Source organism: Candidatus Methylopumilus rimovensis (assembly GCF_006364615.1).
GTDB classification, from domain to species: domain Bacteria; phylum Pseudomonadota; class Gammaproteobacteria; order Burkholderiales; family Methylophilaceae; genus Methylopumilus; species Methylopumilus rimovensis.
In genome coordinates, this window is sequence record NZ_CP040986.1 from 1,265,016 (window position 1) to 1,283,799 (window position 18,784).

General features: G+C 38.3%; 21 protein-coding genes. 1 reads left to right on the top strand and 20 read right to left on the bottom strand.

The window, feature by feature from the left end; genetic code table 11:
- Window positions 1-79: 79 nt before the first annotated feature.
- The 20 genes from glmS to rpmH all read right to left on the bottom strand — a co-directional run bounded on the left by glmS (window position 80) and on the right by rpmH (window position 18,424).
- On the bottom strand, window positions 80-1,912 hold the full coding sequence (glmS, locus tag FIT61_RS06635) for a glutamine--fructose-6-phosphate transaminase (isomerizing) (protein ID WP_139883881.1): 1,833 nt from the start codon (window positions 1,910-1,912) through the stop codon (window positions 80-82).
- A 13-nt stretch (window positions 1,913-1,925) separates the two neighbouring features.
- Window positions 1,926-3,281, bottom strand: a complete 1,356-nt coding sequence (gene glmU / locus FIT61_RS06640; RefSeq protein WP_139883883.1) for a bifunctional UDP-N-acetylglucosamine diphosphorylase/glucosamine-1-phosphate N-acetyltransferase GlmU — start codon at window positions 3,279-3,281, stop codon at window positions 1,926-1,928.
- A gap of 88 nt (window positions 3,282-3,369) precedes the next feature.
- On the bottom strand, window positions 3,370-3,792 hold the full coding sequence (locus FIT61_RS06645; RefSeq protein ID WP_139873994.1) for a F0F1 ATP synthase subunit epsilon: 423 nt from the start codon (window positions 3,790-3,792) through the stop codon (window positions 3,370-3,372).
- 18 nt (window positions 3,793-3,810) lie between these two features.
- Window positions 3,811-5,238 carry a F0F1 ATP synthase subunit beta gene (atpD, locus tag FIT61_RS06650; RefSeq protein ID WP_139873995.1) on the bottom strand — a complete coding sequence of 476 codons (1,428 nt, stop codon included), beginning with the start codon at window positions 5,236-5,238 and terminating at the stop codon, window positions 3,811-3,813.
- Between the two features lie 36 nt (window positions 5,239-5,274).
- The gene (gene atpG, locus FIT61_RS06655; protein WP_139873996.1) at window positions 5,275-6,141 is read right to left on the bottom strand and encodes a F0F1 ATP synthase subunit gamma; all 867 of its coding nucleotides are present in this window, start codon (window positions 6,139-6,141) and stop codon (window positions 5,275-5,277) included.
- A 14-nt stretch (window positions 6,142-6,155) separates the two neighbouring features.
- Window positions 6,156-7,697, bottom strand: coding sequence for a F0F1 ATP synthase subunit alpha (gene atpA, locus FIT61_RS06660; protein ID WP_139873997.1), 1,542 nt, complete (start codon window positions 7,695-7,697; stop codon window positions 6,156-6,158).
- A 24-nt stretch (window positions 7,698-7,721) separates the two neighbouring features.
- Entirely contained in the window at window positions 7,722-8,258 is a 537-nt protein-coding gene (locus FIT61_RS06665; protein WP_139873998.1) for a F0F1 ATP synthase subunit delta, read from the bottom strand.
- A gap of 7 nt (window positions 8,259-8,265) precedes the next feature.
- Window positions 8,266-8,736 carry a F0F1 ATP synthase subunit B gene (locus FIT61_RS06670; RefSeq protein ID WP_139883885.1) on the bottom strand — a complete coding sequence of 157 codons (471 nt, stop codon included), beginning with the start codon at window positions 8,734-8,736 and terminating at the stop codon, window positions 8,266-8,268.
- Between the two features lie 40 nt (window positions 8,737-8,776).
- Window positions 8,777-9,052: a F0F1 ATP synthase subunit C gene (gene atpE, locus FIT61_RS06675; protein ID WP_139874000.1), complete on the bottom strand. Its 276-nt coding sequence runs from the start codon at window positions 9,050-9,052 to the stop codon at window positions 8,777-8,779.
- Window positions 9,053-9,092: 40 nt separating this feature from the next.
- The gene (gene atpB / locus FIT61_RS06680; protein WP_139874001.1) at window positions 9,093-9,902 is read right to left on the bottom strand and encodes a F0F1 ATP synthase subunit A; all 810 of its coding nucleotides are present in this window, start codon (window positions 9,900-9,902) and stop codon (window positions 9,093-9,095) included.
- 28 nt (window positions 9,903-9,930) lie between these two features.
- The gene (locus FIT61_RS06685) at window positions 9,931-10,332 is read right to left on the bottom strand and encodes an ATP synthase subunit I (RefSeq protein WP_139874002.1); all 402 of its coding nucleotides are present in this window, start codon (window positions 10,330-10,332) and stop codon (window positions 9,931-9,933) included.
- A gap of 86 nt (window positions 10,333-10,418) precedes the next feature.
- On the bottom strand, window positions 10,419-11,282 hold the full coding sequence (locus FIT61_RS06690) for a ParB/RepB/Spo0J family partition protein (protein WP_139883887.1): 864 nt from the start codon (window positions 11,280-11,282) through the stop codon (window positions 10,419-10,421).
- Window positions 11,275-12,051 (bottom strand): ParA family protein, encoded by a 777-nt coding sequence (locus FIT61_RS06695; RefSeq protein ID WP_139883889.1) that lies wholly within the window; start codon window positions 12,049-12,051, stop codon window positions 11,275-11,277. Before FIT61_RS06695 ends, FIT61_RS06690 begins: the two co-directional genes overlap by 8 nt.
- A gap of 2 nt (window positions 12,052-12,053) precedes the next feature.
- Entirely contained in the window at window positions 12,054-12,692 is a 639-nt protein-coding gene (gene rsmG, locus FIT61_RS06700; protein ID WP_139874005.1) for a 16S rRNA (guanine(527)-N(7))-methyltransferase RsmG, read from the bottom strand.
- Window positions 12,689-14,602, bottom strand: a complete 1,914-nt coding sequence (gene mnmG, locus FIT61_RS06705) for a tRNA uridine-5-carboxymethylaminomethyl(34) synthesis enzyme MnmG (RefSeq protein WP_139883890.1) — start codon at window positions 14,600-14,602, stop codon at window positions 12,689-12,691. Before mnmG ends, rsmG begins: the two co-directional genes overlap by 4 nt.
- 128 nt (window positions 14,603-14,730) lie before the next feature.
- A complete protein-coding gene (gene mnmE / locus FIT61_RS06710) occupies window positions 14,731-16,089 on the bottom strand; it encodes a tRNA uridine-5-carboxymethylaminomethyl(34) synthesis GTPase MnmE (protein ID WP_139883892.1) in 1,359 nt (452 codons plus the stop codon).
- A complete protein-coding gene (gene yidC, locus FIT61_RS06715) occupies window positions 16,073-17,704 on the bottom strand; it encodes a membrane protein insertase YidC (protein ID WP_139883894.1) in 1,632 nt (543 codons plus the stop codon). Before yidC ends, mnmE begins: the two co-directional genes overlap by 17 nt.
- Before the next feature lie 19 nt (window positions 17,705-17,723).
- Complete coding sequence (yidD, locus tag FIT61_RS06720) at window positions 17,724-17,933, bottom strand: membrane protein insertion efficiency factor YidD (protein WP_139883896.1); 210 nt, start codon at window positions 17,931-17,933, stop codon at window positions 17,724-17,726.
- Window positions 17,930-18,262, bottom strand: a complete 333-nt coding sequence (rnpA, locus tag FIT61_RS06725; RefSeq protein ID WP_244925193.1) for a ribonuclease P protein component — start codon at window positions 18,260-18,262, stop codon at window positions 17,930-17,932. The genes yidD and rnpA overlap by 4 nt, the downstream gene beginning before the upstream one ends.
- A 27-nt stretch (window positions 18,263-18,289) precedes the next feature.
- On the bottom strand, window positions 18,290-18,424 hold the full coding sequence (gene rpmH / locus FIT61_RS06730) for a 50S ribosomal protein L34 (protein ID WP_139874011.1): 135 nt from the start codon (window positions 18,422-18,424) through the stop codon (window positions 18,290-18,292).
- Window positions 18,425-18,667: 243 nt separating this feature from the next.
- Between rpmH and FIT61_RS06790 the strand changes: the two genes are divergently transcribed.
- On the top strand, window positions 18,668-18,784 hold a 117-nt coding region (locus FIT61_RS06790), incomplete at its 3' end, for a DnaA N-terminal domain-containing protein (RefSeq protein ID WP_187351843.1).

The following is an 18,784-nucleotide window of genomic DNA, read 5'->3' on the forward strand; positions in this document are numbered from 1 at the left end:
CTCAAAAAAGGTGTGCGTGATTTATAGGCTGATATAAAACCTACGTTATTTCTTTTAGAAGCTTTTTGTACTTTTAGATTTATTCTACTGTGACAGACTTTGCTAAATTTCGAGGTTTATCGACATCTGTTCCCTTAATAAGTGACACATGATAAGCAAGTAACTGAACTGGAATGGAGTGAATAATCGGCGACAGAATGCCTGCATGTCTTGGTGTTCTTATTACGCGAACACCTGGACTTTCTATAAAGTGGCTGTCAGCATCTGCGAATACAAAAATTTCACCACCTCGCGCTTTTACTTCCTGCATATTCGATTTTACTTTTTCAAGTAAATTATCATTCGGAGCAATCACAACAACTGGCATGTCATTATCAACTAATGCTAATGGACCATGTTTTAACTCCCCTGCTGGATAAGCTTCTGCATGAATATAAGAAATCTCTTTTAATTTTAATGCGCCTTCCATGGCAATTGGGTAATGAATGCCTCGACCTAAGAATAAAGCATGTTGCTTATCTGCAAATAATTTTGCCCATTCTTTAATTTGCGGCTCTAAATTAAGTGCTTGTTGAACGCTTCCTGGCAACTGTCTTAAATTTTCTAGGTAACTTTTTTCCTCAATCTTATTAATGAGCTTTTTATGTTTCGCAATAGTTACAGCTAGACTAAATAGAGATACCAGTTGTGTCGTAAAAGCTTTGGTCGATGCTACGCCAATTTCTGCACCCGCTCTAGTATATAAGACAAGATTTGATGCGCGTGCAATCGCACTTTCTTGCACATTACAAATTGCTAAGCTTAAATTTTGCCCTAGGGACTGAGCATGCTTTAAAGCTTCCATCGTATCGAGGGTTTCACCTGACTGAGAGATGGTTAGAATTAATTGATTTGGATTAGGAACTGAGTCTCGATATCGATATTCACTTGAGATTTCAACCGTCGTTGGTATTTTTGCAATACTTTCTAACCAATATTTTGCAGTGACCCCTGCGTAATAACTTGTGCCTGCTGCTAAAATTAAAATACTATCCATTTTAGAAAAATGTTCTTGGGCATTTTTTCCAAATAGACTTACATCAAAATGACCTGCATCAATAATAGCTTCAATCGTGTCTGTTAAGGCTCGAGGCTGTTCATAAATTTCTTTTTGCATGAAGTGGTCATAAGGGCCTAACTCCATGGAAGATAAGGTCACATCACTGATATGTGTTTTACGTGTAATCGTTTTTTTATCTTTATCGAAAATTTGAATGCCATCTTTTTTTATTTGTACAACATCACCATCTTCTAGATATATAAATTTTTTAGTGATGGCTAAAAGTGCTGAAATATCAGATGCAATAAAATTTTGCATATCACCAAGGCCAATAATGAGCGGGCAACCTAACCGAGCGCAAATCATTTCATCAGGATTTTTAAGAGAGATCACGGCAATTGCAAATGCACCCCTTAATTCTTCACCTAACATTTGGATTGCTTCTAAAAGTGATTTGTTGTGATGTTTTATAAAGTAATGAATCAGATGTGCAATGACTTCAGTATCTGTTTGTGATTCAAATTCATAGCCTAATTTTTTAAGACGCTCTCGCTCTTCTTCATAATTTTCAATAATGCCATTATGTACAACCGCGATTTCACCTTGTGAAATATGAGGGTGCGCATTCAATTCTGTAACTCCACCATGTGTTGCCCATCTCGTATGGCCAATACCTAAAAAGCCTTCTAGCTTTTGATCTTTCACCATCGTTTCAATCTCAGCCACACGACCTACTGAGCGCACACGTTCAATACCCTTTCGAAGAACCGCAATACCGGATGAATCATAACCTCGATATTCGAGACGACTTAATCCCTCGATTAAATGTGGAACGATATTTTGATTTGAAATTGCACCTACAATGCCGCACATATATAAATTCTCTTTATTTTTTTGTAGGTTTAGTCCAGCCAGAGATGCTGGTTTGTTTTGATCGGGACACCGTGAGTTCGCCCGGTGGTGCATCTTTCGTGATAGTAGATCCTGCAGCAATGGTCGCTCCCTTACCAATTTTAATAGGGGCTACTAATGCCGTGTTTGACCCTATAAACACATCGTCTTCAATTGTAGTCGGATGTTTATTAGCGCCATCATAATTACAAGTAATCGCACCAGCACCTATATTAACTGATTTGCCAACTAGGCTATCTCCAACATAACTCAAGTGATTTATATTTGTTTCATTATTCACTTCACTATTTTTAATTTCAACAAAATTACCAATGTGCACTTTGTTTTGAAGTTTTGTACCAGGTCTTAATCTAGCAAAAGGGCCAATGCGACAATTTTCGCCAATGACACTTTGCACAATGTGAGAATAAGGCTCGATCGAGGTATGATCACCTATAACGCTATCTTTAACATGAGAGTAAGCAGCAATCTTCACATGATTACCTAAAATAACTTTGCCTTCAAAAATACAACCTACGTCAATCAAGACATCTTGACCTGCCGTGACTTCACCTCGAATATCAATACGACTCGGATCAATAATGGTGACCCCTTCTTCCATCAATTTTTTTGCTGTCATAAGTTGATAGCTTCTTTCCATAGTTGCTAATTCAAATTTAGAATTAATACCGGTAATAGATACTTCATTATCCGCAGATTCACTTAATACTTCAATGTTATCTTCAATTGATAACCCTACAATATCTGTTAAATAATATTCTTTTTGTACATTCTGATTATTGAGTCTTTTGAGCCAATTTTTTAAAAGATGATTCGGGGCACACATGATGCCTGTATTAATTTCTTTAATATTTTTTTGTAAAGCATCACAGTCTTTTTCTTCTACAATTTTTTGTATACGGTCATCTTTTCTTACGATCCTGCCATAACCTTTTGGATTTTCTTTTTGGTAAGTTAAAACGACCAAATTTTTTTGGCCTTTTTTAATTAAACTTTGAATCGTTTCTTGATCAATCAATGGTACATCGCCATAAAGAATGAGTGTGCAACCCTCATCTTTGATTAAAGGGATCGCTTGTTGAACGGCATGGCCTGTACCTAATTGTTCTTTTTGTTCTACCCATTGAATATGTTCTGATGGAAATGCTTTCTTAACAAGATTGCCTCCATAGCCATAAACTATTACAAGCTGGCTTGGATTAACTGACATGGAAGCATTAATGACATAACCTAAAAGCGGTTTATGAGCGAGTGGTTGCAAAACTTTAGGTAAATCAGAACGCATACGCGTTCCTTTTCCTGCAGCTAAAATCACAATAGATAATGACATCTTCGCTATTTTATCGCCTATTTGTTATCACATGACATAAAAAAAGCAGCTTTTAAGCTGCTTTTAATAATTTTGCAAATATTGAAAATTAGTGTTTTTGACGGAGTTTTTGAATCGCTTGAATTTGTGCAATCGCTTCCGCTAATTCAGCTTGGGCTTTTGCATAATCCACATCCGAAGCACGATTCTTCATCGCTTCTTCAGCCGCTTTTTTAGCTGCATTCGCTTGCGCTTCATCAAGATCATGACCGCGAATAGCTGTATCTGCTAAAACAGTTACGACACCGGGTTGCACTTCTAATATACCACCTGAAATATAAATGAGTTGCTCTTCATTTTTATCTGCTAATTTAATACGAAGCGCACCAGGTTTAATCGATGTAATCATAGGTGCGTGGTGCGGATAAATACCTACTTCACCCATTTGTGCAGGTGCTGCCACGAACTCTGCTTCACCTGAAAAAATAGATTCTTCAGCACTTACTACATCAATATGAACTGTGGCCACCATGTCGTATTTACCTAATTATTAAGATAATGTTTTTGCTTTTGCTACAGCTTCTTCAATACTACCTACCATATAGAATGCTTGTTCTGGTAAGTGATCGTATTCACCACTCACGATCGCTTTAAAACCTTTGATCGTGTCTTTAAGTGACACATATTTACCAGGAGCGCCTGTGAATACTTCAGCGACGTGGAATGGTTGGGATAGGAAACGTTGAATTTTACGTGCACGACTAACTGCTAATTTATCTTCTGGAGATAACTCGTCCATACCAAGAATCGCAATAATATCTCGTAATTCTTTATAACGTTGTAATGTCGATTGAACTGAACGTGCCACTTGATAATGTTCTTCTCCCACAATTTGTGGATCAAGCTGACGTGATGTTGAATCTAGTGGATCCACCGCTGGATAAATACCAAGCGATGCAATATCACGAGATAACACAACTGTTGAATCCAAATGTTGGAATGTTGTTGCAGGTGACGGGTCAGTCAAGTCATCGGCTGGCACATAAACCGCTTGGATCGATGTAATCGAACCTGTTTTTGTTGAAGTAATACGCTCTTGTAGACGACCCATTTCATCAGCGAGTGTTGGTTGATAACCTACCGCTGAAGGCATACGACCTAGAAGCGCTGATACCTCAGTACCTGCAAGTGTATATCGATAAATATTATCTACGAAGAAAAGAACATCTCGACCTTCGTCACGAAATTTTTCAGCCATCGTTAAACCTGATAGTGCAACGCGTAAACGGTTACCTGGTGGCTCGTTCATCTGACCAAACACCATCGCTACTTTAGATTCTTCCATATCATCTAATTTAATAACGCCTGCGTCTGACATTTCATGGTAGAAGTCGTTACCTTCACGTGTACGCTCACCCACACCTGCGAATACGGATAAACCTGAGTGTTGTTTAGCAATATTGTTAATGAGTTCCAACATGTTCACTGTCTTACCTACACCAGCACCACCGAAGAGACCCACCTTACCGCCTTTAGCGAATGGACAAACCAAGTCAATCACCTTAATACCTGTTTCAAGTAAATCAACAGAAGGTGATAGATCTTTAAAGTCTGGAGCTTTTTGGTGAATGGAACGGAATTCTTTAGATTTGATTGGGCCCATTTCATCGATCGGGCGACCAAGAACGTCCATGATACGGCCTAGTGTGCCTGTACCTACTGGCACGTTAATCGCAGCGCCTGTGGATTTAAATGCAGTACCGCGCGCAAGTCCGTCAGATGAACCCATCGCAATCGTTCTAACAATGCCGTCACCAAGCTGTTGTTGCACTTCAAGTGTTAAACCTGCTTCAGCTTGCGAGTCTTTGTCATCTATGATTAATGCATCAAATACTTTTGGCATTTGATCGCGAGGAAATTCGACGTCAACCACCGCACCGATACATTGCACTACTTTTCCGATTTGTTTACTAGCCATTTTTTATCCTTAAGACTCTAAATAATTAATTCAACGTTATGCAACCGCAGCTGCACCACCCACAATTTCTGAAATTTCTTTTGTAATTGCCGCTTGACGTGCTTTGTTATAAATCAATTTCAATTCGCCAATCACATTCTTCGCATTATCTGAAGCTGATTTCATCGCAACCATACGTGCAGATTGCTCTGATGCCATATTTTCTGTGACGCCGTGATAAATCAATGACTCAATATAACGCGTCAATAATTGATCGATTACACTTTGTGCATCAGGTTCATAGATATAATCCCATGGACCTTCTGGACTTCCGATTTTATCGCCTGAAAGTGGTAACAATTGATCCACCACAGGTTCTTGCTTCATCGTATTAATAAATTTGGTATAACAAATAAAGAGCTGATCTACTTCGCCATTTACATAAGCATCAAGCATCACTTTGATCGCACCAATTAATTTTTCAACGTGCGGTGTATCGCCTAAACCTGTGATATGTGATTTCACATTCGCATTAATACGCGTCATGAAACCTAAGCCTTTGTTACCTAAGGCACTGACGTGTACATTTTTGCCTTGTGATTCCCATTCTTTCATTTGATTCACAGACATTCTTAATACATTGGTATTAAGACCGCCGCATAAACCTTTATCTGAAGTCACTACAATCAAACCAATATTTTTAATTTGGTCTTTTTTCACGAGGAATGGATGTTTATATTCAGATTTTGCATATGATAAATGCGCTGCTACATTTCTAATTTTCTCAGCATAAGGCCGAGCTTGACGCATACGCTCTTGCGCTTTACGCATCTTAGATGCTGCGACCATCTCCATCGCTTTGGTGATCTTTCGTGTATTTTCTACACTCTTGATCTTGGTTCTGATTTCTTTACTACCGGCCATAATGACTCTTTATATTAGTAAGCGTTACTTGATTTGAAATCTTCAATGGCTTTTTCAAGCGCTTTTTCATTGTCGCCTGATAAGTCAGTTGTTTTTTCTATGTCTTGCATAATTTTTTTGTATTTAGAATTCATGAAACCATGCAATGCATTTTCAAATGCCAACACTTTGTTTGTTGGAACATCATCAAAGTAGCCTTTGTTTGCTGCGAATAAAGTCACAGCCATTTGCGAAACATTTAAAGGTGTATATTGTGCTTGCTTCATAAGTTCAGTAAACATGCGGCCACGATCAAGCTGTTTACGTGTGGCTTCGTCAAGATCAGATGCAAATTGTGCGAATGCTGCTAACTCACGATATTGAGCTAGCGCTAAACGTACACCCCCACCTAATTTTTTAATTACTTTAGTTTGAGCAGCGCCGCCCACGCGCGAGACAGAAATACCTGCGTTAATCGCTGGACGAATACCTGCGTTAAATAAGTCTGTTTCAAGGAATATCTGGCCGTCAGTAATCGAAATTACGTTTGTCGGCACGAATGCAGATACGTCACCTGCCGCAGTTTCAATAATTGGCAATGCAGTAAGTGAACCTGTTTTACCTTTCACTTTTCCTTTAGTAAATTTTTCTACATATTCTTCATTCACACGAGCTGCGCGCTCAAGTAAACGTGAGTGAATATAGAACACGTCACCTGGATAAGCTTCACGGCCTGGTGGACGACGTAAGAGTAATGAGATCTGACGATAAGCAATCGCTTGTTTTGTTAAGTCGTCATAAATAATAAGTGCATCTTCGCCACGATCACGGAAATATTCGCCCATCGTACAACCTGCATAAGGCGCTAAGAATTGTAATGCTGCTGAATCTGATGCTGATGCTGCAACGACAATGGTATATTCCATTGCACCATGCTCTTCGAGTTTTCTCACTACGTTAGCGATCGTTGATGCTTTTTGACCAATCGCTACATAGATACAGGTCATGTTTTGACCTTTTTGATTAATAATTGCATCAGTTGCTACCGCTGTTTTACCTGTTTGACGGTCACCAATAATCAATTCACGTTGGCCTCGTCCGACTGGCACCATAGAATCCACAGATTTCAACCCTGTTTGAACTGGTTGTGATACAGATTTACGTGCAATCACACCTGGTGCTACTTTTTCGATTTTGTCTGTAAGTTTTGTTTTAACAGGGCCTTTGCCATCAATCGGTTGACCAAGCGCGTTTACGACACGACCGATCAATTCTGGGCCAACAGGTACTTCTAAAATTCGGCCTGTACATTTACATACATCACCTTCAGTTATATGTTCGTAATCACCTAACACCACCGCACCCACTGAATCTCGTTCAAGATTTAATGCAAGTCCATATGTGTTTCCTGGGAATTCGATCATTTCACCAGACATCACATTTGATAATCCGTGAATACGCACAATACCATCGGTCACTGAAACCACCGTACCTTGTGTTCTCGCCTCAGCGGTTGTCGAGAAGTTCTCTAATCGACTTTTAATGAGTTCACTAATTTCTGATGTTGATAACTGCATTACTATCTCCTGATAATGATTAGCTTACGACTTCAACGCGTAGGCTAAATTTTGTAATTGCTCACGAACTGAAGCATCAATCACGGTGTCCCCCACAATCACTTTAGTACCACCAATGATTGCTTCATCAATCGTTACTTTTGCATCAATTTTTTTATTAAATTTCTTTTCTAAACTTTTAACCAATGTATCGACTTCTTTATCTGTCGGTTTTGATGCCACAATAATTTCTGCATCAAGCGTACCTTCATCTGTCGCTTTTAATGTTTCAAAAAGGTGACTGATTTCTGGCAATACATTAAGTCTTTTATATTCGATCAAAAGCTTAATCAGATTTTCACCATATTGATTAAGTTTTTTTCCCGCGATTTTTACAAGCGCTTTTTCACGGTCTTCATCAGAAACTTTCGAATCATTAATGAACGCATGCATGCGTTCATCTAAAGACACTTGTGCTAAAAATTCCAACATCTCAGACCATTCGGAAAGGGATTTTTTTTCTTTTGCAAGATTAAATGCTGCAACAGCATAAGGTCTTGCGATTGTTGAAATTTCTGCCATGGTGGTCCTAAAGTTCTTTCGCTAATTTACCTAACATATCGCTATGGGCTTTCTTATCAATTTCTTTTGATAAGATTTTTTCAGCGCCTGCAATTGCAAGTATTGACACTTGTTCGCGTAAAGATTCTTTTGCGCGATTCACTTCTTGGTCAATCTCTGCTTTCGCACCCAAGATAATACGATCGCCTTCAGTTTTTGCTTGATGCTTTGCTTCTTCTAAAATTTCTGACGCTCTTTTTTCAGCTTGAGAAATAATTTCAGATGCTTTCTGTTTAGCTTCGTTAAGTTGTTGTGTTGTTTTCTTTGCAGCGACTTCTAAAGATGCTTTACCTTCTTGAGCTGCAGCTAAACCGTCGGCAATTTCTTTCTGACGCGTTTCAATCGCGCTTAAAAGAGGTGGCCACACATACTTCACGGTAAACCAAATGAGAATCGCAAAAGCAATCGCTTGGGCAATTAACGTAAAATTAATATTCATTTTTGCTCCTGTCTAAGTTCGGTTAAAAGAACCTAAACAATTATTTTGCGATTGCACTTAATAATGGATTTGCAAATGCAAACATCATCACGATACCAACGCTAATAATGAAAGAAGCGTCAATCAAACCTAAAAGTAAGAATACTTTACCTTGTAATTGAGGAATCATTTCAGGTTGTCTTGCAGCGCCTTCTAAGAAGCTCGCACACATAATACCGATACCGATACATGCGCCTAAAGCTGCTAAACCAATCATCAAACCTAGACCAATTGCTGTATAAGATTGAATCATTGCTAAATATTGTACGTGTTCCATGTTTACTTCCCTTTCAGTTAAAAATACTTAAATAAAAAAACTAATGGCCTTCATGCGCCATCGATAAATACACCACCGTTAACATCATGAAGACAAATGCTTGTAGCCCCACAATTAGAATATGGAATATGGACCAACCTGCGCCCAATAATGCTCCAAAAAATACGCCTGTCACACTCGTTGATGCGAGTAAACCAAGTAGCAAGAAAATCACTTCGCCTGCGTACATGTTTCCGAAAAGTCGGAGTGAGTGAGATAAAGGTTTAGAAATATATTCGATAATATTAAATAGAAAGTTTGCAGGCCACACCCAAATTTTGCTGCCGAAGGGCGCTGTGAATAATTCATGAATCCAACCGCCAAAACCTTTTACTTTAATACCAAAATAAATCATAAGAATCCACACTGCAATCGCAAGTGCAAATGTGGTATTGATATCTGAAGTTGGAACGCTTCGCCATTCATGAATGCCTAAAGGTGCGTAAATAAAATGTGCCATCACATCAATCGGTAAAAAGTCCATTGAGTTCATGACAAGCACCCAAATGAAAACGGTAAGCGCGGCAGGTGCAATGAAAGCATGACGATCGCCATGAAATATATTTTTAACTTGATCATCAATGAAACCAAACATGAGTTCTACAAACGCTTGGCCTTTTGAAGGAACGCCGGCTGTAGCTTTACGAGCCACCATCCAAATTAATGCCATTGAAATAATACCCAGCAACACACCCATGACGAGTGAGTCAATATTTAAGCTCCAAAATGCACCTTCACCAATTGCCTTTGTATTAAAGGTTAAATGGTGGGTGATATATTCGCTTGGTGTTAATGTGCCTTCAGTTGCCATATCTTTCAATATTTCCTAGTGACTTTTGTTAGTCTTCATTTAATTTTGTAATCGATGCGCCTGAAATAATGGCTGACAATACAAGCCCTGCAATCAGTGCAAATGGTACAAGCGCTGTATAAAACTTAAACGCCAACCAAAGCGATACAAGTACTACAAAAATTTTTACAGCTTCAGCTTTTAATACATTAATAATGATAGCTGCGGGCTCTTTACTCAAAGCCGTTTTGTGAGCAATTTTTGAGGCGAGAAGTACACCGAATATTACGGAGACACTACCGATCAACGCAGAAATACCTGCATGCTTTCCAAAGACTACTGCAACTAAAACCGTTAATATGCCAGCGGCTTTAACCTGCAAACTCAACATTTTTTGAATGATTTGAGGGAATCGCTTCATTCTTTCAGTGATTTCATCAATATCGGACATTTATGCTCACTGAATGCAAAATTTTTGAGTTACAAAGGCATGAATTTTCGCTGGAATTGGCCGTTACGTCAAGGGTAAAGCTTACTTTATCCTTTAATTTTTTTAAGAATCTCATCCAATTGCTCCAAATTGCGATAATGCACTTTTAAAACGCCCGAACCATTCTTTTTAGCATCGATCGTAACCGACGCACCTAGGGTTTCGGCTAAAGATTCCTCAAGGTGACGGACATCCGCATTGGCTCTTTTAGGGGATGACTTCGGCGTATCTGTTTTGTAACTATTTTGTAAATTTTTAACCAGTGCCTCGACTTCGCGCACAGATAGATTTTTTTGAATTACCTCTTCGCACAACATAATTTGTTGGCTACCTTCTAAACCGATCAATGCTCTTGCATGACCCATATCAATTTTGCCACTTAATAATCGATCTTGAACGGACTTCGTTAAAGTTAAAAGTCTTAATAAATTAGAAACCGTAACACGCGATTTACCCACAGCATCGGCTGCAGCTTCATGTGTCATATTAAATTCATCAATTAAACGTTTAATGCCGATAGCTTCTTCTAATGGATTTAAATCTTCGCGTTGAATATTTTCAATGAGCGCCATCGCAAGCGCTGATTCATCAGGAATATTTTTAATGATGACAGGCACTTCATTTAAGTTAGCTAATTTAGCAGCACGCCAACGTCTCTCACCTGCAATGATCTCATATTGGTTATTACCAACCGGTCTCACAATAATAGGTTGCATAACGCCTTGCTTTAAAATCGATTGTGAAAGCGCATGCAATGCTTCTTCTTGCATAATGCTTCGAGGCTGATACTTACCAGGCTTTAAGTCGCTAATCGATAATGTTTGTAAAGAGCCTTCGTTCTTTGGTGTATCTTCATCGGTGTTTGACAATAATGCATCAAGTCCTCGACCGAGTCCTTTAGGTTTAGCCATGTGACTTCCTCATTTCTTTTTGTATGATTTCTTCGGCAAGTTTTAAATAAGCAACCGCACCTCGTGATGAGCGGTCATACATTAAGATTGGCATACCGTGACTTGGGGCTTCTGCCAATCTTACATTTCTTGGAATAATGGTTTCATATACTTTGTCACCAAAATGGGCGGTGAGCTGATCGGATACTTGTTGCGCTAACATATTGCGTTTATCAAAAAGTGTTTTTAACAATCCTTCAATTTCAATGTGGGGATTTAAATTGATTCTTACCTTTTTAATCGTACCCACTAAATCAGATAAACCTTCTAACGCATAATATTCACATTGCATCGGAATTAGAACAGCATCAGCAGCTGTCAAGGCATTCACTGTAATTAAATTAAGTGCGGGTGGACAATCTAACAACACATAGTCGTAATCTTTTTTTAAATGTTGTAATGCTTCTTTTAATCTAGTTTCGCGTTTACTTTCATTCACAAGTTCAACTTCGGCGCCTGCAAGATTTCGATTCGAAGGTGCTAAATCAAAATTACCACGCTCACAATGAATCACAATATCGTTAAATGATTTACTTTGAATGAGCACATCATAAATTGACATTTTAATTGCTGATTTATCAATACCTGAACCTGTCGTTGCATTGCCTTGTGGATCAAGATCAATGAGAAGCACTGATTTATTTTTTGCAGCTAAGCTCGCGGCTAAATTCACTGATGTCGTAGTTTTACCTACACCGCCTTTTTGATTCGTTACCGCTAATATACGCATATCTAAAAATTATCTTTCTTTAATATTACTAAATATCGTTCTGCATTAATAAAAGGTACTTCAAGTGGAATCAATGTATATTGATTTTTTTCAAATTCTTCTAATTCTTCTTTCACATCTTTTGATTTCATCGCTAACCACACGCCTTCTTTTTGTAACGTGTGTTGTGTAAGTGACATCATATTTTTTAAATTTGAAAACGCTCTTGATGTCACCGCTTCAAAAAGTGTTATCGGTTGATAATCTTCAACGCGACTATTCACTACATCTAAATTCGTAAGTGCTAATTCACTTTTCACTTGTTGCATGAATGTCGTTTTTTTATTGACCGAATCCATTACTGTTACTTTTAATTCAGGTTTTGTAATTGCTAATACAATGCCTGGAAATCCAGCGCCACTTCCTACATCTAATATATTTTTTACATGCACATGATTTAAAATAGATAAGCTATCAAGAAAATGAAGCTTAATCATTTCATCGCGCTCACGAATCGCAGTTAAGTTATAAACGCGATTCCATTTTTCTACTAAATTTAAATATGTCATCAACTGATCTATCATTTGATCAGATAATTTCAATGCCATGCGTTGCAATCCCTCGATCAATAGATCGAGGTCTTTTTTTTCCGTGCCATTCATGCTGCTTTTTCTGGGCGATTTGTGGTCATTTTTTTAGGCTTATTTTTTCGTTTAATAAACACTAAAAGTAATGATATGGTCGCTGGGGTAATACCCGAGATACGTGAAGCTTGTCCTAAATTTTCAGGCTTATGTAAATTTAATTTTTGTTGTGCCTCAACACTTAATCCATGCACTTCTTTGTAATCAAGATCGATAGGCAATGGAATATCTAATTGATCTCGACTTCGATCCACTTCTTCTTGTTGTCTTAAAATATAGCCTTTATATTTTGCTGAAATTTCAACTTGTTCTCTGACCGCAGGATCAATCAAACTTGCATCTTCTTTCATTAATTCTTTAACGCCTTCAAAACTAACTTCAGGGCGTCTTAATAAATCAAACAAGTTATATTCGTGATCAATCGCTTTACCGATAATCGCTTGTTGTTTTTCAATCGAAATATCTTGAGGCCTCACAAAGAATTTTTTTAATCGCGCTTCTTCTGACTGAATAGTTTCTTGTTTTTGATTGAACATCGCCCAGCGATCATCATCAACCAATCCTAAATTGCGACCTATTTCTGTAAGTCTCAAATCAGCGTTATCTTCTCTTAACATCAATCGATATTCAGCTCGACTTGTAAACATTCTGTAAGGTTCGGAAACACCTCTCGTAATAAGGTCATCAACTAAAACACCTAAATAAGCTTCATCGCGCTTAGGGCACCAGGATTCTTTATCTTGTGTCATTAAAGCGGCATTTGTTCCAGCCAACAATCCTTGCGCTGCAGCCTCTTCGTAGCCTGTCGTGCCATTGATTTGTCCTGCGAAAAATAAGCCTTGAATCGATTTAGTTTCCAAACTGGATTTCAAGTTACGTGGGTCAAAGTAATCATATTCAATAGCGTAACCCGGTCTTAGGATGTGAGCATTCTCTAACCCATTGATTGAACGGACTAATTTGTACTGTATATCAAAAGGTAAGCTCGTTGAAATACCATTGGGATAAATTTCATTGGTATTTAGGCCTTCTGGCTCTAAAAAAATCTGGTGGGAATCTTTATCTGCAAATCGATGAATTTTATCTTCAACCGATGGGCAATAGCGAGGCCCCACTCCCTCAATCACGCCGGTATACATGGGGGAGCGATCTAATCCACTTCGAATAATGTCATGGGTCGATTCATTGGTATGTGTAATCCAACACGACACTTGTTGTGGATGTGTTGTTTTTTTGCCATAAAAAGAAAAATAAGGGGTCGGAGTATCACCCGGCTGTTCCTGCATCACAGCATAATTAATTGTACGTCCATCAATTCTTGGGGGCGTGCCAGTTTTAAGTCGGCCTACAGGTAAGCCAATTTCCCTTAAACGATGCGCTAAAGAAATAGAAGGTGGGTCGCCTGCACGGCCTGCTTGATAATTCTTTAAGCCCACATGAACGAGGCCGCCTAAAAATGTGCCCGCAGTTAAAACAACTGTTTTAGATTTAAATTGAATGCCAATTTGCGTCACCACACCGGCGACACGATCTTTATCTAAAAGAATGTCATCAACTGCTTGTTGGAAAAGCCAAAGATTAGGTTGATTTTCAAGGCGATGACGAATTGCAGCCTTATATAAAATACGATCTGCTTGAGCACGAGTAGCTCTGACCGCTGGACCTTTGCTACTATTTAAGATACGAAATTGAATGCCAGATTCATCAGTCGCAATGCCCATAGCACCGCCTAAAGCGTCGATTTCTTTAACTAAATGACCTTTACCAATGCCACCAATGGACGGGTTACAAGACATTTGACCTAAAGTTTCAATGTTGTGGGTTAAAAGAAGAGTCTTTTGTCCCATGCGTGACGAAGCCAAGGCCGCCTCTGTACCGGCATGTCCTCCGCCCACTACAATCACATCAAAATTGTTAGGAAATTCCATGATTTTACGTCTGTTAGAAAAGGTGTAATTTTACTTTAATCTGGTCAGAATCACTATGAAAACGATTGTTTCACGTGAAACATTTACTTAAAAAAACAGGGGGAAGTGTTCCACGTGGAACGAAAGAATTACTTACCAATACAAAAACGACTAAAAATTTCACCCAGAAGATCGTCTGGGGTAAATTCCCCCGTGATGAAAGCCAATGAAGTTTGAGCTTGTCTGAGCTCTTCCGCGACTAACTCGGGCGACTGAAGCTGATGAAGCGATTCATTCAAATGTTTTGAGACAGTATCAAGTGCATCTAAATGCCGTTGTCTCGCCATAAAAACACCTTGATTTCCGTCCTTACTAAATTCAACGCCAGCCATTTTTAATAAAGTCGTTTTAAGCTGGGCTAAGCCTTCTCCATTTTTTGCAGAAATAAAAAGATGGTGCTGACCATCAATCATTTCGGATGACGCCTTTTTGGATAACAAATCAATTTTATTGTGAATCCATATCTTAAAAATGTCTTTTGGAATGCGATTTAGAATGATTTTCTCGTAATCGGTAATACCCTTACCAGCATCCACTAAAAATAATGCGATATTGGCCTTTTCTATCGAAATCCATGTTTTTTCGATGCCCATTTTTTCAATTTCATCACTTGTATCTCTTAATCCGGCAGTATCAATTACATGAACCGGAATGCCATCGATTTGGATTTCACTTTTAATGGGGTCGCGTGTTGTGCCAGGAATAGAAGTCACGATCGCCTGATCATTGCCGGACAATTGATTAAGCAAACTCGACTTGCCCACATTGGGCTGGCCCACCAATACAACGGTCAAACCTTCGCGAAATAAGAGGCCTTGTTTAGCAGATGAAGTCACTTCATCCATGCGCAACTTTAGACTTAAAAGCTTTTCCTTCACCTTGCCAGTCGTAATAAAGTCGATTTCTTCCTCGGGAAAATCTAAGCAAGCTTCAACATACATACGTAAATCGATGAGTTCTTTTAGTAAGTCATTGATTTTATTTGAAAAATAACCACTTAAGGACAGCATAGCACTTTTTGCGGCCTCAGCTGTTGAAGCATTAATTAAATCTGCAACTGCTTCAGCCTGAGCTAAATCAATTTTGTCATTAAGATAAGCTCGCTCGGTAAATTCTCCAGGTTTCGCAAGTCTTGCACCACATTCAATAGAGCGTGCTAATAAAAGTTGCATCACAGCAATGCCGCCATGGCCTTGAAGTTCTAGAATATCTTCGCCAGTATATGAGTGAGGAGATTTAAAAAAAAGTGCAATGCCACGATCGATCACTTGACCGTTCACATCTAAAAACGGAAGGTAGGACGCTAAACGATTTTCAGGACAAACACCTAAAATATGTTTCGCAACATCACTCGCCTTCGGACCTGAGACTCTAACGACCCCAATGCCGCCAGCACCCGAAGGTGTCGCAATGGCGGCAATGGTATCTAAGTTATTTGCGAGCTGCATTGCCTTTCTTAGCTAATGCTGCTGCATGAATGGATCGATTAATCATCCATTGTTGAAGAATGGACAAGAGATTATTAATCACCCAATAAAGCACTAAGCCTGCTGGGAAGAAAAAGAAAAATATACTGAATACAACTGGCATGATCATCATCAATTTTGCTTGCATGGGATCCGTGGGAGCTGGATTGAGTTTTGTTTGGACAATCATGCTGATACCCATAATGATAGGTAATACATAGTAAGGATCTTTCAGAGAAAGATCAGTGATCCATAAAATAAAAGGTGCATGTCTTAATTCAACAGCGCCCATCAACACCCAGTAAAGTGAAATGAAAACAGGAATCTGAATAAGAATAGGTAAACAACCGCCCATCGGATTAATTTTTTCTGTGCGATAAAGTTCTAACATGGCTTGTTGAAACTTAACTTTGTCATCACCAAATTTTTCCTTCATGCTTTGCAAGCGCGGTGCAAGTTCACGAAGTTGTGCCATAGATTTATAGCTTGCTGCAGAGAGTGGATAAAAGAGCAGCTTAATTAACACCGTAAGAAGAATAATGGCGCTACCCCAATTATTTACTAATTTATAAATCCAATTAAGCACGACAAATAAAGGTGACGCAATAAAAGTTAACCAACCATAATCCACTGAATAAGTTAAACCTGGTGCGGCTTTTTCTAGTTGTTCTTTAATTTGTGGGCCTGAGTAGAGTTTGGTTGAAAATTTTTTTTTCTCACCAGGCTGAATAGAAGAGAGTTGTGTTAACACACCTGATGAATAAATATTATCTGCAACTTGTTTTGTATAAAATTCACGCTTTTGATTAACAGGTAAAATCCAAGCGCTCGCAAAATAATGTTGAATTACGCCTACCCATCCATCAACAGAAATAAGTGATAAGTCACGTTTCTTCATATCTTTAAAATTAATTTTTTTAAATTTATCTGCTTCAGTATAGTAAGCGCCACCGGTAAATGTGGGTGCTAGGCTAGTGCCTTGATTAGATTCATCATCATGTAACAGCTGGAAATAAGCTGATGGTGTAATAGCCAATTTACTATGATTAGTAATTTCATAACGGACACCTATTTGATAACTATCACGATCGAAAGAAATAATTTTTACAACTTCCACATCTTGATTTTTGTAATTTAATTTAACATCTAAATGATTTTGCCCACTTTCTAAAACATAATTTGTTTTTTCAGATGTGAACATAGATTTATGTGTTGGCAAATCATTACCGATAAGCCCTGATTGTGCCACGTAAAGCAATGGTTTCTGTGCATCATCTAATAAAAGAAATTTATCCTGCCCGTTATCAGCCAAATGGTTGTTTAAAAGCAAACGACGAATATCACCACCCGCTGTATCAATTTCAATTTGATACAAGTCAGTCAATACTTTAATGCGAGATGCAGTTTCTAATTTGAAATTAGAATCGGGAGATATTGTTTTGGCATCTGAAGTATTTAATTTTTGAGAAGATGGAACGCTCGCATCTTGTTGCGATGCAACTTCGCTTACTGGAACATGTTTACGTTGCCATGTATCCCATAGCAAAAGAATTGAAAAAGAAAATACAACAAACAGTATTAAACGCTTCGTGTCCATAAATTATAAAATTCCAAAATTAAATAACAGGGTCATGACCACCCTTGCACCAGGGATGACATTTACCTATTCGTTTCATTGATAAAAAAATACCTTGTATTACGCCTTTTTTTTGTATCGCCTCTATCGAGTATTGTGAACACGTCGGTGTGAATCGACATTGCTGACCAAAAAAGGGACTTAATAATAATTGATAACATCTCAGAAAAAATATTGCGATTGATTTCATTTTTTCAATTTTGCAATCATCTGATCCACTTCTGTTTCAATCTCAACAAAATCGTTACGATAAAACGATTTTTGAATGCGTATCACTATATCAAAATTTAAGAGCTGTTCTTGTTTTTTTCGCATTAATTCGCGCAAGACACGCCTCATGTAGTTGCGCTTTACAGCCAATTTCTGTGTTTTTTTGCCTACAACCATACCTAAACGAAATAAAGATAAAGTATTAGGCTGATAATGAAAACTTAGGTGCTGAAAGGAAAGTCGCTTACGGAAATTAAAAACGGATGAAAATTCATCCGTTTTTGTAAGTTTGGTTAATTTAGTTTGCAAATTATGGAGAATTTGCCAGATAGGTCTTTATAGACCGATACGAGCACGGCCTTTAGCACGGCGTGCTGATAAAACAGCGCGTCCTGCACGAGTCTTCATGCGTACTAAAAAACCATGCGTGCGTGCACGTTTTACTTTTGATGGTTGATAGGTACGTTTCATTGTGTTTCTCCAGCTATAATTCGATAAGGATCGCGCAATTTACCGTACATACCGCCAAGTGTCAACGATTATTTGTGCAAGAAGTCTAAAAACGCCTGTGGATAACTTTGATAGGTTCAGTTAAGATGACTTCCGTAAAGCAATCATTCCCAAAAGGCATTTTTATACCGTTCCGGTTCTCTAAAATGCCAAATCAAGAAGAAGTTGTAATTTTAATACTATATATATTGGATTTTGCCGTTAATGGAAAATTTTTGGACTCACTGTCTCGAACGCTTTAAAAAAGAGCTATCCGCCCAGCAATTCAACACCTGGATTAAACCGCTAAAGTTCGAACACGATCAACATAAAATTAAAATT

Excerpts from the sequence above, each read along its gene's own strand:
- FIT61_RS06685 (WP_139874002.1), bottom strand. The coding sequence starts at position 10,332 with ATGTCCGATATTGATGAAATCACTGAAAGAATGAAGCGATTCCCTCAA.
- glmU (WP_139883883.1), bottom strand. The coding sequence starts at position 3,281 with ATGTCATTATCTATTGTGATTTTAGCTGCAGGAAAAGGAACGCGTATG.
- FIT61_RS06690 (WP_139883887.1), bottom strand. The coding sequence starts at position 11,282 with ATGGCTAAACCTAAAGGACTCGGTCGAGGACTTGATGCATTATTGTCA.
- mnmE (WP_139883892.1), bottom strand. The coding sequence starts at position 16,089 with ATGCAGCTCGCAAATAACTTAGATACCATTGCCGCCATTGCGACACCT.
- yidD (WP_139883896.1), bottom strand. The coding sequence starts at position 17,933 with ATGAAATCAATCGCAATATTTTTTCTGAGATGTTATCAATTATTATTA.
- atpB (WP_139874001.1), bottom strand. The coding sequence starts at position 9,902 with ATGGCAACTGAAGGCACATTAACACCAAGCGAATATATCACCCACCAT.
- FIT61_RS06665 (WP_139873998.1), bottom strand. The coding sequence starts at position 8,258 with ATGGCAGAAATTTCAACAATCGCAAGACCTTATGCTGTTGCAGCATTT.
- atpA (WP_139873997.1), bottom strand. The coding sequence starts at position 7,697 with ATGCAGTTATCAACATCAGAAATTAGTGAACTCATTAAAAGTCGATTA.
- atpD (WP_139873995.1), bottom strand. The coding sequence starts at position 5,238 with ATGGCTAGTAAACAAATCGGAAAAGTAGTGCAATGTATCGGTGCGGTG.
- glmS (WP_139883881.1), bottom strand. The coding sequence starts at position 1,912 with ATGTGCGGCATTGTAGGTGCAATTTCAAATCAAAATATCGTTCCACAT.
- FIT61_RS06695 (WP_139883889.1), bottom strand. The coding sequence starts at position 12,051 with ATGCGTATATTAGCGGTAACGAATCAAAAAGGCGGTGTAGGTAAAACT.
- FIT61_RS06670 (WP_139883885.1), bottom strand. The coding sequence starts at position 8,736 with ATGAATATTAATTTTACGTTAATTGCCCAAGCGATTGCTTTTGCGATT.
- FIT61_RS06645 (WP_139873994.1), bottom strand. The coding sequence starts at position 3,792 with ATGGTGGCCACAGTTCATATTGATGTAGTAAGTGCTGAAGAATCTATT.
- mnmG (WP_139883890.1), bottom strand. The coding sequence starts at position 14,602 with ATGGAATTTCCTAACAATTTTGATGTGATTGTAGTGGGCGGAGGACAT.
- yidC (WP_139883894.1), bottom strand. The coding sequence starts at position 17,704 with ATGGACACGAAGCGTTTAATACTGTTTGTTGTATTTTCTTTTTCAATT.
- rpmH (WP_139874011.1), bottom strand. The coding sequence starts at position 18,424 with ATGAAACGTACCTATCAACCATCAAAAGTAAAACGTGCACGCACGCAT.
- atpG (WP_139873996.1), bottom strand. The coding sequence starts at position 6,141 with ATGGCCGGTAGTAAAGAAATCAGAACCAAGATCAAGAGTGTAGAAAAT.
- atpE (WP_139874000.1), bottom strand. The coding sequence starts at position 9,052 with ATGGAACACGTACAATATTTAGCAATGATTCAATCTTATACAGCAATT.
- rsmG (WP_139874005.1), bottom strand. The coding sequence starts at position 12,692 with ATGAATGGCACGGAAAAAAAAGACCTCGATCTATTGATCGAGGGATTG.